This is a genomic window from Psychrobacter glacincola, assembly GCF_904846215.1.
Taxonomy (GTDB): domain Bacteria; phylum Pseudomonadota; class Gammaproteobacteria; order Pseudomonadales; family Moraxellaceae; genus Psychrobacter; species Psychrobacter glacincola.
Genome location: NZ_CAJGZK010000011.1, coordinates 78534 through 94687 on the forward strand (window position 1 = coordinate 78534; position 16154 = coordinate 94687).

The 16154-nt window shown below is 44.7% G+C and carries 13 protein-coding genes; 9 read left to right on the forward strand and 4 right to left on the reverse strand.

The genetic code is table 11. The features are described from left to right. Window positions 1-19 precede the first annotated feature (19 nt). From carB to JMW90_RS08195, 8 genes are all read left to right on the forward strand, one after another. Complete coding sequence (gene carB / locus JMW90_RS08160; RefSeq protein WP_201563051.1) at window positions 20-3274, forward strand: carbamoyl-phosphate synthase large subunit; 3255 nt, start codon at window positions 20-22, stop codon at window positions 3272-3274. 351 nt (window positions 3275-3625) lie between these two features. Further along, on the forward strand, window positions 3626-4102 hold the full coding sequence (gene greA / locus JMW90_RS08165) for a transcription elongation factor GreA (RefSeq protein ID WP_201563053.1): 477 nt from the start codon (window positions 3626-3628) through the stop codon (window positions 4100-4102). A gap of 346 nt (window positions 4103-4448) precedes the next feature. Continuing rightward, window positions 4449-5366 carry a hypothetical protein gene (locus JMW90_RS08170; protein ID WP_201563055.1) on the forward strand — a complete coding sequence of 306 codons (918 nt, stop codon included), beginning with the start codon at window positions 4449-4451 and terminating at the stop codon, window positions 5364-5366. A 406-nt stretch (window positions 5367-5772) separates the two neighbouring features. Further along, window positions 5773-7041 carry a putative DNA modification/repair radical SAM protein gene (locus JMW90_RS08175; RefSeq protein WP_201563057.1) on the forward strand — a complete coding sequence of 423 codons (1269 nt, stop codon included), beginning with the start codon at window positions 5773-5775 and terminating at the stop codon, window positions 7039-7041. A 42-nt stretch (window positions 7042-7083) separates the two neighbouring features. After that, window positions 7084-7956, forward strand: a complete 873-nt coding sequence (locus tag JMW90_RS08180) for a TIGR03915 family putative DNA repair protein (protein ID WP_227691904.1) — start codon at window positions 7084-7086, stop codon at window positions 7954-7956. 310 nt (window positions 7957-8266) lie between these two features. Continuing rightward, window positions 8267-9529, forward strand: coding sequence for a glycosyltransferase (locus JMW90_RS08185; RefSeq protein WP_201563061.1), 1263 nt, complete (start codon window positions 8267-8269; stop codon window positions 9527-9529). Between the two features lie 72 nt (window positions 9530-9601). After that, complete coding sequence (locus JMW90_RS08190) at window positions 9602-9817, forward strand: agmatine deiminase family protein (RefSeq protein ID WP_201563075.1); 216 nt, start codon at window positions 9602-9604, stop codon at window positions 9815-9817. Between the two features lie 82 nt (window positions 9818-9899). Further along, window positions 9900-11279, forward strand: a complete 1380-nt coding sequence (locus JMW90_RS08195; RefSeq protein WP_201563063.1) for an NAD-dependent succinate-semialdehyde dehydrogenase — start codon at window positions 9900-9902, stop codon at window positions 11277-11279. Between the two features lie 202 nt (window positions 11280-11481). On the opposite strand, the gene JMW90_RS13905 is transcribed toward JMW90_RS08195, so the two are convergent. Together JMW90_RS13905 and JMW90_RS08200 are read right to left on the reverse strand one after the other, a co-directional pair. After that, the gene (locus JMW90_RS13905) at window positions 11482-11607 is read right to left on the reverse strand and encodes a hypothetical protein (protein WP_265089231.1); all 126 of its coding nucleotides are present in this window, start codon (window positions 11605-11607) and stop codon (window positions 11482-11484) included. A 17-nt stretch (window positions 11608-11624) separates the two neighbouring features. Further along, window positions 11625-13091: an NAD-dependent succinate-semialdehyde dehydrogenase gene (locus JMW90_RS08200; protein WP_201563065.1), complete on the reverse strand. Its 1467-nt coding sequence runs from the start codon at window positions 13089-13091 to the stop codon at window positions 11625-11627. A 377-nt stretch (window positions 13092-13468) separates the two neighbouring features. Between JMW90_RS08200 and JMW90_RS08205 the strand changes: the two genes are divergently transcribed. Beyond that, window positions 13469-14239, forward strand: coding sequence for an IclR family transcriptional regulator (locus JMW90_RS08205; protein WP_201563067.1), 771 nt, complete (start codon window positions 13469-13471; stop codon window positions 14237-14239). Between the two features lie 125 nt (window positions 14240-14364). On the opposite strand, the gene JMW90_RS08210 is transcribed toward JMW90_RS08205, so the two are convergent. After that, window positions 14365-15636 carry a CaiB/BaiF CoA transferase family protein gene (locus JMW90_RS08210; RefSeq protein WP_201563069.1) on the reverse strand — a complete coding sequence of 424 codons (1272 nt, stop codon included), beginning with the start codon at window positions 15634-15636 and terminating at the stop codon, window positions 14365-14367. A 360-nt stretch (window positions 15637-15996) separates the two neighbouring features. Next, window positions 15997-16154, reverse strand: a 158-nt coding sequence (locus JMW90_RS08215; RefSeq protein ID WP_265089232.1) for an acyl-CoA dehydrogenase family protein, incomplete at its 5' end; no start/stop codon positions are given.

The window sequence follows — 16154 nt, forward strand, 5'->3', positions numbered from 1 at the left end:
AATTTAAAAGGTCTTACTTATGCCAAAACGTACCGACATAAAAAGTATTCTTATCATTGGCGCAGGCCCTATCGTCATCGGTCAAGCGTGCGAGTTTGACTATTCAGGTGCGCAAGCCTGTAAAGCGCTCAAAGAAGAAGGCTACCGCGTCATCTTGGTCAACTCAAACCCTGCCACCATCATGACTGACCCTGCCATGGCGGATGCGACTTATATTGAGCCAATTACGTGGCAGACGGTTGAGCAAATCATCGCTAAAGAGCGTCCTGATGCTATCTTACCAACGATGGGCGGACAAACCGCTCTAAACTGTGCGTTGGAACTTGATAAGCATGGCGTATTGACCAAATACAACTGCGAGCTGATTGGCGCGACCAAAGACTCAATCGAGATGGCAGAAGACCGCAACTTGTTCGATAAAGCGATGAAACGTATTGGGCTTGAGTGTCCACGTGCTGAAACGGCTGAAACCATGGAAGAAGCCTTTGCGACCCAAGAAAAAATGGGCTATCCGTGCATCATTCGTCCGTCATTCACTATGGGCGGATCCGGTGGCGGTATCGCCTATAACCGTGATGAGTTTATCGAGATTTGTGAGCGTGGTTTTGATTTATCCCCAAACCATCAATTACTGATCGATGAATCGTTAATCGGTTGGAAAGAATATGAGATGGAAGTGGTTCGTGACAAAAACGACAATTGCATCATCATTTGTGCGATTGAGAACTTTGACCCAATGGGCGTGCATACAGGCGACTCAATCACGGTCGCACCAGCACAAACGTTGACTGACAAAGAATACCAAATCATGCGTAATGCTTCATTAGCCGTACTGCGTGAAATTGGTGTCGAAACAGGCGGCTCAAACGTCCAGTTCGGTATCAATCCAGATACTGGTCGTATGGTCGTCATTGAGATGAACCCGCGCGTGTCACGTTCATCAGCACTAGCATCAAAAGCCACTGGCTTCCCGATTGCCAAAATCGCTGCAAAACTAGCGATTGGTTATACGCTAGATGAATTACAAAATGATATCACGGGTGGCAAAACGCCAGCCAGCTTTGAGCCTGCGCTTGATTATGTGGTTACTAAGATACCTAGATTCAATTTTGAAAAATTCCCACAAGCGGATAATGTGCTATCAACGCAGATGAAATCGGTTGGTGAAGTGATGGCTATCGGTCGCAACTTCCAAGAATCTATGCAAAAAGCCTTACGCGGTATGGAAACCGGTAATGATGGTTTTGATGAGCAAATCGACTTATCAAAAGTAAGCATTGAGAAAGCCCGTAGCGAGATTACCAATCGTTTGACCATCCCAACGCCTGAGCGCATTTATTATATTGCAGATGCTTTCCGTATTGGTATGAGCGTCGATGAGGTCTTTAATTTAACCAAAATTGACCCATGGTTCTTGGTACAAATAGAAGACATCGTTAAAACGGAAGCAACGGTCAAAGCGCTAGGCTTCGGCGGTTTGACCGAAAAGAACTTACGTAGCTTTAAGCGTAAAGGCTTATCAGACTTGCGCTTGGCGAAGTTGCTTGGCGTGTCACAAAAGCAGCTACGCAAAAAGCGTTGGGATTTAAATATCTATCCAGTCTATAAGCGCGTTGATACGTGTGCAGCAGAATTTGCGACCAGTACCGCTTATATGTACTCAACATACGATAGCGAATGTGAAGCCAATCCAACGAATAACAAAAAAATCATGGTTATCGGTGGCGGTCCTAACCGTATCGGTCAAGGTATCGAGTTTGACTATTGCTGCGTACACGCCGCCCTTGCCATGCGCGAAGACGGCTACGAGACCATCATGGTCAACTGTAACCCTGAAACGGTTTCAACCGATTATGACACCTCTGACCGTCTCTACTTTGAGCCAATCACCTTAGAAGACGTGTTAGAGATCGTCCGTATCGAAAATCCTGATGGCGTGATCGTACAGTTTGGTGGTCAAACGCCATTGAAACTAGCCCGCGCGCTTGAAGCTGCTGGCGTCAAAATTATCGGTACGAGCCCTGATGCGATTGACCGTGCAGAAGACCGCGAACGCTTCCAGCATATGATTCAACAATTGAACCTTGTACAACCAACCAATGCATTAGCCACGAGCTTAGAAGACGGTTTGGTCAAAGCAAAAGACGTTGGTTATCCATTGGTCGTACGCCCATCTTACGTACTGGGTGGTCGCGCGATGGAAATCGTCTACAACGAAGACGAGCTAAGACATTACTTGCGCACCGCCGTACAAGCGTCAAACGAAGCGCCAGTATTGTTAGATCGTTTCTTAGATGATGCGATCGAAGTCGATGTCGACTGTGTTAGCGACGGTACAGACGTCGTGATTGGCGGTATCATGCAGCATATCGAACAAGCTGGCGTACACTCTGGTGACTCAGCCTGTTCATTGCCACCTTACTCGCTATCTAAAGAGCTATGTGATGTGATGCGCGCACAAACCGTCGCTATGGCAAAAGAGCTAGGCGTTATCGGCTTGATGAACGTACAGTTTGCGGTAAAAGGTGAAACGGTTTATATCTTAGAAGTAAACCCACGTGCTGCCCGTACCGTACCATTCGTTTCTAAATGTATCGGGACTTCTTTAGCGCAAATCGCCGCGCGCTGTATGGCTGGCACGTCGCTAAAAGATCAAGGCTTTACGACTGAGATTGTACCTGCGTTTTATGCCGTCAAAGAATCGGTATTCCCCTTTGCTAAATTCCCCGGTGTTGACCCAATCTTGAGCCCTGAGATGAAGTCAACTGGTGAAGTCATGGGCGTTGGCAAAACCTTTGGCGAAGCATTCTACAAGGCCGTCATCGGTAGTAATGAGCGTCTGCCCGGTTTACCAACTGAAGGCGAAAGCAAAACGGTCTTTATTTCTGTGCGTGATAGCGACAAAGCACAAATAGCACCTATCGCCCGTCAGCTAGCAGATTTCGGCTTTAATATCGTTGCCACCACTGGTACGCAAGAAGTTTTGGCTCAGAACGGTATAGAATGTAAGCAAATCAACAAGGTCACCGAAGGTCGTCCGCATATCGTCGATGCTTTGAAAAACGGTAAAATCGACATGATTATCAACACCACCGAAGGCAAGCAGGCACAAGAGGATTCATTCTCTATCCGCCGTAGCGCGCTACAAGGCAAAGTATTCTATGTCACCACATTAGGTGCGGCAGATGCGGTCTGTAAATCTTATGCGATTGATTTGCCATTTGAGGTTTATAAACTACAAGACTTACATGCGCAAGCAAAGTCTATTGTTTAGCTCTATTGACTTGGCTGAAAAATTTCAGTAGATTAAGCATAACCGTTAGGCTTGCCTAAGAGCTTATTTGAGCATGGTTCATCGTTAACTACAGTAAACCGTGTTTGAAATACAATTTAAATGAGATATCTAAAAAGCATAGTGGCTAAACTGCGACTATGCTTTTTATTACGTAAGCTTAACCACGCAAATTATTGAATTGGTATCAATGAATGATAGCGACCTGACTGGTTACGCAGTCTTAACCATTACTCTTTTTATATTTTATATCCATCGCAATAACACGGGCACCATCTCCCTATTCACTAGGCGTAGGAGGTGGTGCCCGTGTTATTGCTTTAAGGAAAAAACATGCAACGTTACCCCATGACTCCGCAAGGACATGCCGCTTTAGAAGCCGAATTAAAACAGTTAAAAAGTGTCGACCGTCCACGTATCACCGCCTCTATTGCTGAAGCACGCGAACACGGCGATTTAAAAGAAAACGCTGAATATCATGCCGCCCGCGAGCAGCAAGGCTTTTGTGAAGCGCGTATCCGTGATATCGAAGCCAAGCTTGGCGGTGCCCAAATTATTGATCCTGCGACACTGCCAAAAGATGGCCGTGTGATATTCGGCGTGAGTGTCATTATCGAAAACATGGCCACTGAAGAAGAAAAACAATACAAAATCGTTGGCGATGATGAAGCGGATTTTAAAGCGGGTAAAATCTCTGTCAACTCACCGATTGCTCGTGGTTTGATTGGCAAATCTGAAGGCGATGAAGCCCGTATTGAAACTCCTAAAGGCGTGGTCGAATACGAAATCATGAAAGTCATCTATGATTAGTTTAGCGGGCGTTTATAGTGAGTAGAATAGTGGTCTGTTTAAGAAACAAATAGAGAAAACCGCAGCAAAAGTCATGATTTATAGGAAAGCAGTTACACAACGCTGCTTTTCTACTCAATTTGTTTTAGCGCATAATTGTTAAGTTGAGATTGCTGAACCGCTTGCTTGACATTATATTGAGATAATGACGAATAAATCGATGGATAGCTTGTATCGTTTGGCTGTCTATTATTAGTACTATTACCCTCGTTATTTGACCTGCTCTGTAGCGTCAATTAACGGGGGTTTTGTTATCTAAGCGCTCTTCATTTTTGTTTTACTTACTATCATTTTAAAGGACTTTATTATGACCACCACCACTAATCGCCCATCAGATTTGATACAAAAAACAGCCACATTCACGGCAGTATCAGTACTGTTAGCAGGTACTGTTATAGCCATGTCTGCTGCCAATGCCGCTACTGAGGTGACGATTCTACCCTCTGCGGGCGCTAGTACCACCGTGGTTGAGCAATATTCTGATGGTAAAACGGCCGTTATCACCGCCACTCCTACTAGCATTGGTATGCAAGATGGTATGCCGTTTGCCGTGACTCAGATTACCAATGTACCGCGTTATGTGGTTCGCCAAGGGACTGTTAATACGATTGTCACTCAAGGTAGTGCAACCGTCACTAGCTTGCCTGTGACCAACCAGATAACCAATCAAAGCAGCCACGTTGATGTCATCGCAGTACCGACCAGCACCGTCACCCAAGTACTACCTACCACTCAAATCCTGCCTATTACCACAGCGACCCAGCTGCCCGTTATCAATACGTCAGTCATAAACGCACCTGTGACCACGATTACTTCTATAGATACCTTACAGCTCAAACCAACTTTTAGTACGCCTGACGTCGTCAACGCGCAAACCAAGGTCATGAAAATCCTCAAAAATAGTGATGGACGTGAGGTTGCAGTACCCGCTAACCATATCGCGCCTGGTGATGTGATTGAGTATCATACCGTTTATACCAATACCACAGCGCAGCCGGTAACCGATATCAATGCCATGGTTTCTTTGCCAAATGGCGTGAGATTGGTGTCATTAAACAGCCCGCTACCAACGCTTGCGACCACAGGTGGCGATAGCTATCAGACCATTCAGCAAGTTGGCAATACGGTAGTAGTTAAGGAAAATTACTCTGGTCTAAAATGGAACTTAGTAAATCTTAGCCCAAACGCCGCACAGACTGTGGTGATACGCGCCAAAGTACAATAAATATAGCAGTGAAGTTAAAGCATTAAAATTCATAAATGCTAAACTGATAAAAGGTCTTGCCGGCTAATTCTCTAGTCAGCGAGACCTTTTTTGTGGCTATTCATAAACCCTAGTCAAAATACCTTAAAAACGTTACGGTAATGCTAGTATAAATTTTTTGTAGCCTCGGTCTGCGTAGGCTCAGCAAGCAAGCAAGAAAAATTCATGCTAGCAGTACTCAATGTATCGATATTACTTTTCACTGACTATATTGCTTCAAATTTCAGCGCTTTTAGAATCGTATAGTGCAACTCATAATAGGCGACAACAGTTGTCGTATAGCACTTGTATTTCACTCATAAATACAATGACTTACTGCTAATTTTGCTAAAATAGTCTTTCATTACTGACACGGTAAATACCGATTATGGCAACCATCAATTATGAACGACTGCAAGGCAAGCTCAATATCTTAGCGGACGCCGCAAAGTATGATGTCTCTTGTTCCTCTTCCGCTGGTACGCGCAAAAACCAAGGTGGCGGTCTCGGCGATGCCTCAGCAACCGGTATTTGCCATAGCTACACCGAAGATGGTCGCTGCGTCAGTCTGCTGAAAATCCTACTGACCAATCACTGTATTTATGACTGTGCTTATTGCACCTCGCGCAAAAGCAATGACACCCCGCGTGCGGCTTTTAGTGTCGAAGAAGTCGTTGATTTGACCATGCAGTTTTACCGCCGTAACTATATCGAAGGGCTGTTTCTCAGCTCAGGTATTTTTAAAAGTGGCGACTATACAATGGAGCGTTTGGTCGAGGTCGCCAAGATATTACGTACGCGCGAGCGTTTTAATGGCTATATTCACCTTAAAACCATTCCGGGCGCCTCAAAGGAGTTGCTATTAGAAGCGGGATTGTACGCCGATCGTCTCAGCGTCAATATAGAGATTCCAACCATATCAGGTCTTGCCCTGTTGGCACCAGAAAAGTCACATGAGCAATTAAAAGCACCAATGGAAACGGTAAAAGAAGAAATCATCACTATCCGTGAGAGCCGTAAAACGCACAAAAAAGCGCCGAAATTTGTGCCAGCAGGTCAGACCAGCCAGATGATTGTTGGTGCTAGCAATGAGACCGATTTACAAGTCATTCAGCTATCGAGCCATTTTTATAAGCAATATGAGCTTAAGCGAGTTTATTACTCTGGCTATGTACCGATGTTGACTGACAGTCGGCTGCCAGCGATTGGGACGCCTGTACCGATGGTACGCGAAAACCGTCTCTATCAAGCCGACTGGCTGATGCGTTTTTATGGATTTGGCGCGCACGAAATCGTTGAACCAGAATCGCCATTTTTGGACTTAGACTGCGACCCAAAACTGGCTTGGGCAATTCGCCACCGTGAGCACTTCCCCGTTAATATTCAAACCGCTACTTATGAGATGATTGTGCGTATTCCGGGTATCGGTACAAAGACAGCCAAAAAAATAGTGAAAGCACGCAAGTTTAACCAGTTGACGCTTTATCATCTGAAAAAAATGGGGGCTGCCGTCAATCGTGCCAAATACTTTATTGCTACCACTGGCAAAAATGAGCATCTTGCCCATTTAACGCGTGATAATTTTCGCCAATACGTACTGGCACAAACACAAACGAAATTTAAAGATCAACGTAGTGGGCAGTTGGCGCTGTTTTAATTAGCACTGTTTAAATGATTACTGTTTTAAATGGGAATAGAGATGTCACAACTGCTGCAAAGTCACGATTACATTGTCGGTCAATTAACGCCCAGTATTGTGCTTTATGAGCCAAGTTTTGAAGGATGGCTCAGTGCGGTATTTTACGTCTATGCTAGTAAATTACAAGGTGATGAATCCCTACAATTAATTGCTCAAGATTGTTACGTGCCTTCACTCATTGCCCAAGCGACCAGCGTTGCTAAGGATGAAGACAAAGCAGAACGTGTATTGATAAAGCTGAATCAACTATTGGGTCGTTCAGGCATGCGCAACCTTCTTTGGGGATTTTTATCAGAAAAAGACCATATCGGCACGACTCTATTTCAAGTGGTCAAATACGCGATTGACTACCCAAGTCGCCATATTATGGATGATTTGGGTAATCTCAACGTCTTGGAGCTTGTGCAAACGGTCAAGTCTGTTGGTCGTGAGAAGCATCGTATGGAGGCCTTTGTGCGCTTTGAGCATACGGTTGAAGACATTTACTTTGCGCGTGTTGAGCCGGATTTTAATGTTTTGCCGCTCATTGGGGAGCATTTTCGTCAGCGTTACCAAGACCAGCACTGGGCAATTTATGATTTGGCTAGGGGCTATGGTATTTATTATGATAAAAGCCAAAGTACGCCCAAGCGCCCCGCTGCCCTGCAAACCATTACCGAGCTTAATGAGGCTGTACTGCGCAACCCTGCTAGCATTCATAGTGCGGATGAACTGCGCTATCAAAAATTTTGGCAAGGTTACTTCACCAACGTCAATATCAAAGAGCGCAAAAATCCACGTTTGCACAAGCAATATTTACCGCAGCGCTACTGGAAGTATCTCAGTGAAAAGCAGGTGCTGCCAAATGCTCAGCATCTCAAAAAACAGCGTTAGTGACTTGGTTACTATAGTCAAAATACTCTAAAAACGCTACAGTACTGCTGGTACAAATTTTTTGCAGCCTCTATATGCATGGGCACAACAAGCAAGAAAAATTGATACCAGCAGTACATAATGTGTCGATATTACTTTTCATTGACTATAACATTTAAAATGTCCCTATAATCCTCATGTGCCACATCGTCGTATTCACCATAAATACCATCCATTCTCTCATCCTATCTTTTTATCTTGGTAGTTGAGTTTTAGCCGCTTTTCACTGACAATAGCAGCTTGATATCCTCAAATAGTGACCCACGCCATTATGAAAGTTATGCGCTTACTGTCGTCTTTGAAGCATGATGAATCCGAGCGCGGTATTTTTCATCTTGGACGCGCTTTGGTCAAAAATGAGCATACCTCTATCATTATCTCTAGCGCTGATGAAGACAATGATTTGGTCAGGCGCCTAAAGCGTGATGGCAACCATTATCACCAGTTATATATGAATAAAAAATCTTGGCTATCACTGCTACAGGTTGCGCCACTGCGACGTCTGATTGAAAAATATGACCCTGATATCATTCATGTGCATTCACGCACGCCTGCATGGATACTGCATTTAGCCCTACGCCGTGCGCGGGTGAAACGTCGACCAAAACTGGTCTCGACCATGTACGGCTTTTATCCTATTAATAAATACTCGCAAGCGCTCCTCGATGTCGACACCATCATTACAGTATCTGATAGTGTGACCGATTATCTAACAAAGGGGCTGCGCCGTGAGGAGCTGGATCCCAGAGTGATCAAGCGTATTTACCGCGGTGTCGATACGCGTCGTTATCCCTATCGGCACAATCCATCAGTATATTGGCTACGCCATACTTTTGCCGAATACCCTGAGCTTGAGCATAAAAAATGGTTGGTGTTTCCAACGATTATTGGTAAAGAATATGGACAAGAATGGCTGATTGATATTTTGGGAAATCTGCAAGATCAGTTTCCCAATATCCATGTCATTATTATGGATGAAGATTATCGATCAGACGATGTGGCACATGAGGATTTTCGTCAACGCAGCAATACTTTGGAGCTCTCTGATCGTATTACTTATGTGGGCAGTAAGCGCAATGATATGCGCGAATGGCTGTCAGCGGCCAATGTCGTCATGGCACTTGCCAATCAGCCTGAATCTATCGGTATCAATGCCTTGCAGGCCATTCATTTGGGTACGCCTGTGATTGGCTGGGATCAAGCAGCCTTTAGTGAAATCCTGCGCCCCCTCTATCCGCAAGGTTTGGTCAAAAAATACAATGCCAATGCACTTTGTAAAGCGGTGCGCCACCAGTTAGAAAGTGTAACTCGCCCTGAGATGACCACCAAATTCACCATACGTGAGATGATTGATGAGACAATAGGCGTCTATAAAAATCTGCATGAGCAAGCCTTAGCAGAAGAAAAAGCCGCAGCGGACGCTTTAGCAGTAAGAAGACACAAAAAAGTCTTTGGCGTTCATTCTGACCCTATCATCACTAAAAAAACAGCGCATAAAATCAAGTTAGTCAAAGACAAATCTAACACACTATAGTGGTCGGCTAATTTAGGACACCTGATAAGATGTTTTTGTTAAAGTAGCGTTTTTAGAGTATTTTGACTATGCATTGCTTCTTGCGTCAATTTTTTGATTTGTAACGATATCATTATCGCGGCGCAATATGATGATATAAATGGTGACTCAGCTATCGTACAGCTTGAAAAAGCACTCTTTCAGCATCATGTCATGGGTGTACACAAAAAAGACCTCGTTTTTGGCGGCATTAATATTTATTATACTAATTGGCAGCAGCCGGCAATGGTAAAGAAGTGCATAATTTAAGAAAAAAAGCCATCAAACAATGAAGTCAAAACGGCGTTGTTAAAGTACCATCCAAAATGGATTTTTAACCAAAGGAATATCTATGAGCGAATATCAAGTAACCAACCCAGCCACTGGCGAAGTTGAAGCCACCTACCCTACTGCGAATGAACAAGATATCCAGCAGGCGATCAAAAAAGCGGACGACGCTTATCAAGAGTGGCAAAAGACTTCAATTGGCGAGCGTACTGACGTACTTAATAGAATTGCTGATATTTATGATAAGCGTCGAGACGAGCTGGCACGTATTATAGCCACTGAGATGGGCAAGCCTGTGGCACAAGCCAAAGGTGAGCTGGGTCTGGTCGCTCAGATCTATCGCTACTATGCAAACAATGCCCAAGAGCTATTAGCACCTAATACCATTGACGTTGATCAAGGCTCAGCCTCGGTCAAAAAACTCCCTGTTGGCGCTTTACTTGGTATTATGCCATGGAACTTTCCGCACTATCAGGTTGCCCGTTTTGTCGCGCCAAACGTCGTCGCTGGTAATACGATTATCCTAAAGCATGCGCCGCAGTGCCCGAACACCGCAGAAGTCATCGTTGATATCCTAAAAGACGCCGGTCTCCCTGATGGTGTTTATAACAATGTTTATGCCACTAACGATCAAGCAGCGACTATCATTGAAGACAGCAGAGTACAAGGCGTTTCACTTACTGGCTCTGAGCGCGCAGGACAAGCCGTTGCAAAAATAGCAGGCGGCGCGCTTAAAAAAGTCGTTTTAGAGCTTGGTGGTTCTGATGCCTTTATCGTGGCAGCAGATGCTGATATCGCGCAAGCGGTTCAAAACGCTATTGTTGGCCGCTTTGGCAATACAGGGCAAGCTTGTAATGCAGCGAAACGTCTGATCATAGTAGAAGATGTGTACGAGCCGTTTGTAAAAGGCTTCACCGATGCGGTGCGCGGTATTTCAGCGGCTGACCCTATGCAAGAAGATACTTTTATCGGTCCTATGTCTTCAGTAAGTGCTGCTGAGAACTTACAAAAGCAGCTAGATAGCGCTATTCAAGACGGTGCAACGGTACTGGTTGAAGGCGGTATGACTAAAGACAAAGCGGGTGCTTGGTTTGCACCTGCCGTCCTCGCTGACGTCGATAGCTCTATGAATGTCTATAGCGAAGAGCTATTTGGTCCGGTTGCCGTCATCTATAAAGCGCGCGATATCGCCCATGCGATTGAGATTGCTAATGACGTGCCTTTTGGTCTAGGTGCTTCTATTCAAACTCAAGACGCCGATCTTGCTGCTGATATCGCTGATAAGCTTGAGGTAGGTATGGTCTATATCAATACTCCCTCTGGTTCAGAGGCCAACACGCCATTCGGTGGTGTCAAGCGCTCAGGATTTGGTCGCGAGCTAGGTACTCTTGGTATCACTGAGTTTTTGAACTACAAGCTGATTCGTAATAAAACCAGCGCATAGATTCAACGCTTTATCCTTCTCACAATAAAAAAAGCCTAGCATTTAATGCTAGGCTTTTTTTATTGATATTTGAAACGTTTTTACTTTTTAGGTGGGTTGTCTTTGAGCCATTGACGATTGACGATTTTTAATTCACGTAACTCTTTGTAGTGGTCAACTAATTTTAGACACATGATAAGAGGTTTTGATTAAAGTAACGTCTCTATTTTTCAGCTGGTGGCAAATAATCATTGAAGCTGTGCGGTCTCACGGTTTGATAATAGCCCCAGATATAGTCAGTGATGGCAATCGATGCCTCAAAGATATTCTCATAGCCACCCTCTGGCATCCACTCCGTTTAAAAGCTTAGCTGATGTCAGAACACCAGTATTTGGTCACGACATATTCTTCGATGCCGTATTTCGAGCCTTCACGACCAAAACCAGATTGCTTGACACCGCCAAATGGTGCTACTTCTGTTGAGAGCATGCCCGTATTGTGTCCTACCATGCCATACTCAAGACCTTCGGTCACGCGCCAAGCACGCGCATAGTCGCTGCTATAAAAATAAGCGGCTAGACCATAGATAGTGTCATTGGCTGCGCGAATGACTTCTTCTTCAGATGAGAAGGTAAAGACTGGGGCGATAGGACCAAATATCTCCTCGCTGGCAATGTCCATATCAGCGCTGATGTCAGTAATGACAGTGGGATTGTAAGCAAGGGCTGAGGTGTTATTTGTACTGCCACCAGCAATCAGAGTGGCGCCTTTATCTAGCGCATCTTTTAATAGCGCTTGTACTTTTTGTAGGGCTTTTTCATTAATCAAAGGACCAACGTTGACCCCTTCTTCCATACCATTACCGACTTTCAGCTCAGCGACTTTTTTGATGAAGATATCTAAGAATTTATCTTTAATGCTGTCTTGAACATAGACACGGTTGGCACAAACACAAGTTTGACCCGCGTTACGGTATTTGGAGGCGATAAGACCATCCGCCGCTTTTTCTAAATCGGCATCATCAAAAACGATAAACGGTGCATTGCCGCCAAGCTCTAGAGACAGTTTTTTGATCGTTGGGGCACACTGCGCCATCAAGGTACGACCGACTTCGGTAGAGCCTGTGAACGAGAGTTTATGAATGCGGGCATCGCCGGTAAGAATATCGCCGATAACAGATGATTTACCAGTCACGACTTGGATAACGCCTGCAGGAATACCTGCTTGCTCAGCCAGTGCACCGAGTGCTAAGGCAGAAAACGGCGTTTCAGTCGCAGGTTTGATAATGATGGTACAGCCTGCTGCCAGTGCAGGAGCTGCTTTACGAGTAATCATCGCCGCTGGAAAGTTCCAAGGCGTAATAGCCGCACAGACACCGACTGGCTGTTTTAATACCACATAGCGCAGCTGAGACTGGGTGGCAGGAATGACATCACCATAGACACGCTTACCCTCTTCTGCAAACCAGCGAATAAAGCTATTGGCATAACCAATCTCGCCGCGTGATTCAGCCAAAGGCTTGCCCTGCTCGGCGGTCATAATGATGGCCAAATCTTCTTTGTTGGCATCGATAAGATCTGCCCATTTTTGCAATAACTGCGCGCGTTCTTGTGGGGTTTTGGCGGCCCAAGTGATTTGGGCTTTATGAGAGTAAGTAACGGCATCATTGACATCAGCGGTCGTCAAGCTTGGCACCGTACCGATAACATCGCCATTAAATGGATTGCTCACTTTAATAGTGGCATCATCATTGGCAGCGTGCCAACCGTCTTTGATAAGACAGTGCTGTTTGATCAAATCTGGGTTAGAGAGATTTAGGGTAGTCTTTAACATCGTAACACTCCATATTTGTCGCTATAGTAGATCTACTTTTAGAAGGGTACAGAACTAATGGGGCTAATGATTCGCAGCCTCTGTCGGCTAGCCACAGCAAACAAGAAAATTAACCCCAGTAGTGCTTTATAACGTTTGTATTTTTTTATTTAGGACTGACTGTAGTACTTATGTATTATTCATAAAGCAATCTAACGTTGGCATGACCAGTCAATAATAAGGATTGATAATATATAGATCGTTCAATATACTGAACAAATATTCCATATATGAGACATCATTATAAGAACGATGGGATACTCTTTGCAACCGTTAATAGCGTTATTTTTAATATTATTTGCTATATTCTTATATTCATCCACTTCCATAGGCGATTTATGAACACAACTGCCGTTCCTGCTCTGGACAAAACCTTTCAAATTCTGGACTTAATCACGGCAAGCCAGCAGCCCTTGACGGCAGCGCATATTGCAAAAGAACTTAAACTGCCACGTAGCTCAACGCATAATATTTTGCAAAGTTTGCTTGGCAAGCATGTCATCTATAAGGATAGCGATAGCCGCTTTCATTTGGGTTCTTATCTTTTGTATTGGGCGGGCAAATACGAGCAGCAGCAAGGGGTTATTCAGCTATTCAAAGATTTGATCGTGCGGTACCCTACGCTCATGCAGCACACGGTTACTTTATCCAAACTGGATTTGGGAGAGGTAGTGTTCTTAGCCTGCCATGAGTCGCCTGCGCCGCTTGGTTTTACTTTTCGTGCCGGCGTGCGTGTGCCAGCGGTGTTTTCTGCAACCGGCAAAGCCATGCTTTCAACCTTGCCCATGCATAACATCAAATCACTTTATGAAGGCATCTTTCCAGAGCCAATGACGCCCAATGGCGTTGGCAACTTTGAGACTTTAGCGGATGAGATTGCTGCTATAAAAAAGAGCCGTATTTCACTGGATGATGGGCAATTGCGTGATGGTATGTACTGCTTAGGCACGTATGTTCGCAATGCTTCAGGCAATGCAGTCGCGGGTATGGCGGTCAGCTTTTTGCAGGCTGAATATGAGTCTAAGCGTGATGAAGTCAGCATAGTGCTGATTGAATTGGCCAAGCAAATGGAGCAACGTTTGGGGTTTTACGCTGAGGGTATAAGGTAGCGTTATGGCCTTGATATGATACTTGACGCTTGTTAAATCTATGGTTTGTTCTTAAAACAGCCCGCCAAATCGCTTAAGCAAATAAACAGCTTAAGCAACTCAGAAAAAGCCATTAAACAGCCAAATTAAACAATCCCATTTGCTTTAAGCTTAGCTATCATATCGCTGTCGTAGCCTAAATCAGCAAGGGTGCTATCAGTATGCTCACTCAATTTCGGTGGTGGCGTACGATAGCTGACAGGCGATGCAGATAATTTGATTGGATTACCTAATGCTCTAACCGGACTGCCTTGTTCAGCAAAATTAACAATCATTTCGCGTGCTTGCGCTTGTGGCATGGCCAAGGCCTCAGCGACATTATGAATAGGACCGCAAGGAATACCAGCCTCCTGCAAACGCGTAAGCCAATATGCACGTGGATGCTCGGCAAATGCTTTTATGAGCCACTTACAAATAAGCTCACGATGGGCAACGCGTTGTGGATTGCTCGCAAAACGACTGTCGGTATGCCACTCTACGGATAACATCTGGCACAGTCTGGCAAATTGACGGTCATTACCGCAGGCTAAAATGAAGTGCTCCTCACCTGCACCGGCAAACACTTGATAAGGAACAATATTAGGGTGGCCATTGCCCAATCTTGGCGGCACTTCACCAGATGCCAAATGATTCATACCGATATTGGCGAGCATTGCCAGCGCACTGTCTAATAGCGCCACATCGACATGTTGACCAAGCCCGCTATGCTGGCGCGCTATTAACGCCGCTTGAATACCAATTGTCAGCTGCAAGCCTGCAAATAAATCCACCACCGCCACGCCAACTTTATGCGGCTCACCATCAGTAGGTCCCGTGACGCTCATCAGCCCTGACAAACCCTGAATGATATAGTCATAGCCCGGAAGCGCAGCATCGGGACCTGTTTGCCCAAAGCCCGTTAATGAGGCATAAATCAGGCGCGGATTACTCTGTTTTAGACTGTCGTAATCTAAGCCGTATTTTTTCAGACCGCCAACTTTAAAGTTTTCTACCACAATATCACTTGTTTTAGCGAGCTGCTTAATGATGGTTTGTCCAGCAGGCGTCGTGATATCTACCGTTAGGGATTTTTTATTGCGATTAATGGTGGCGTAATAAGCGGACGTGTTATCGCTGAACGTTGGCGGTGCCCAATGACGCGTTTCATCACCGATATGTGGACGCTCTACCTTGATGACTTCAGCGCCAAGGTCGGCGAGTATCTGGGTACAAGAAGGACCTGCCAATACCCGAGACAAATCAAGCACTTTAATTCCATGCAATGCGCCTTTTGATACAGCGTCAGTCGCCATATTGGCAGTAGCATTATTAGTAAAGTTGTCTTGCTCAGGTTGTTGTGTCAGTGTGCTGACAGTCATAATAACCCCTTATTGATAACGTATTTTTTATAATGATAAAAATGATAGAACAGTGCTTAGTCCTCATTTATCTAATTCTTTAAAGCTATAGTCAAAATACTCTAAAAACGCTACGGGGCTGCGGGTATAAATTTTTTGCAGCCTCTGTCTGCATGGGCACAGCAAGCAAGAAAAATTGATACCCGCAGTACATAATGTGTCGATATTACTTTTCACTAACTATATTGATAAACCAGACATAAATGAGGACTAATAACTAAAAAAACGCACGCTACTGCTTATCAAGGGCTTTATAAAAAGCGCAACAGTAACGTACGTTTAGGATCCAAAAACCAGCTAGGACTTATTAGCTAACAACACTTAATAAAACGCCTGAATACCAGTCTGCGCGCGACCTAAGATAAGCGCATGAATATCATGAGTGCCTTCATAAGTATTGACCGCTTCTAAATTCATCACATGACGAATGATATGGAACTCATCAGAGATACCATTACCGCCATGCATATCACGGGCAA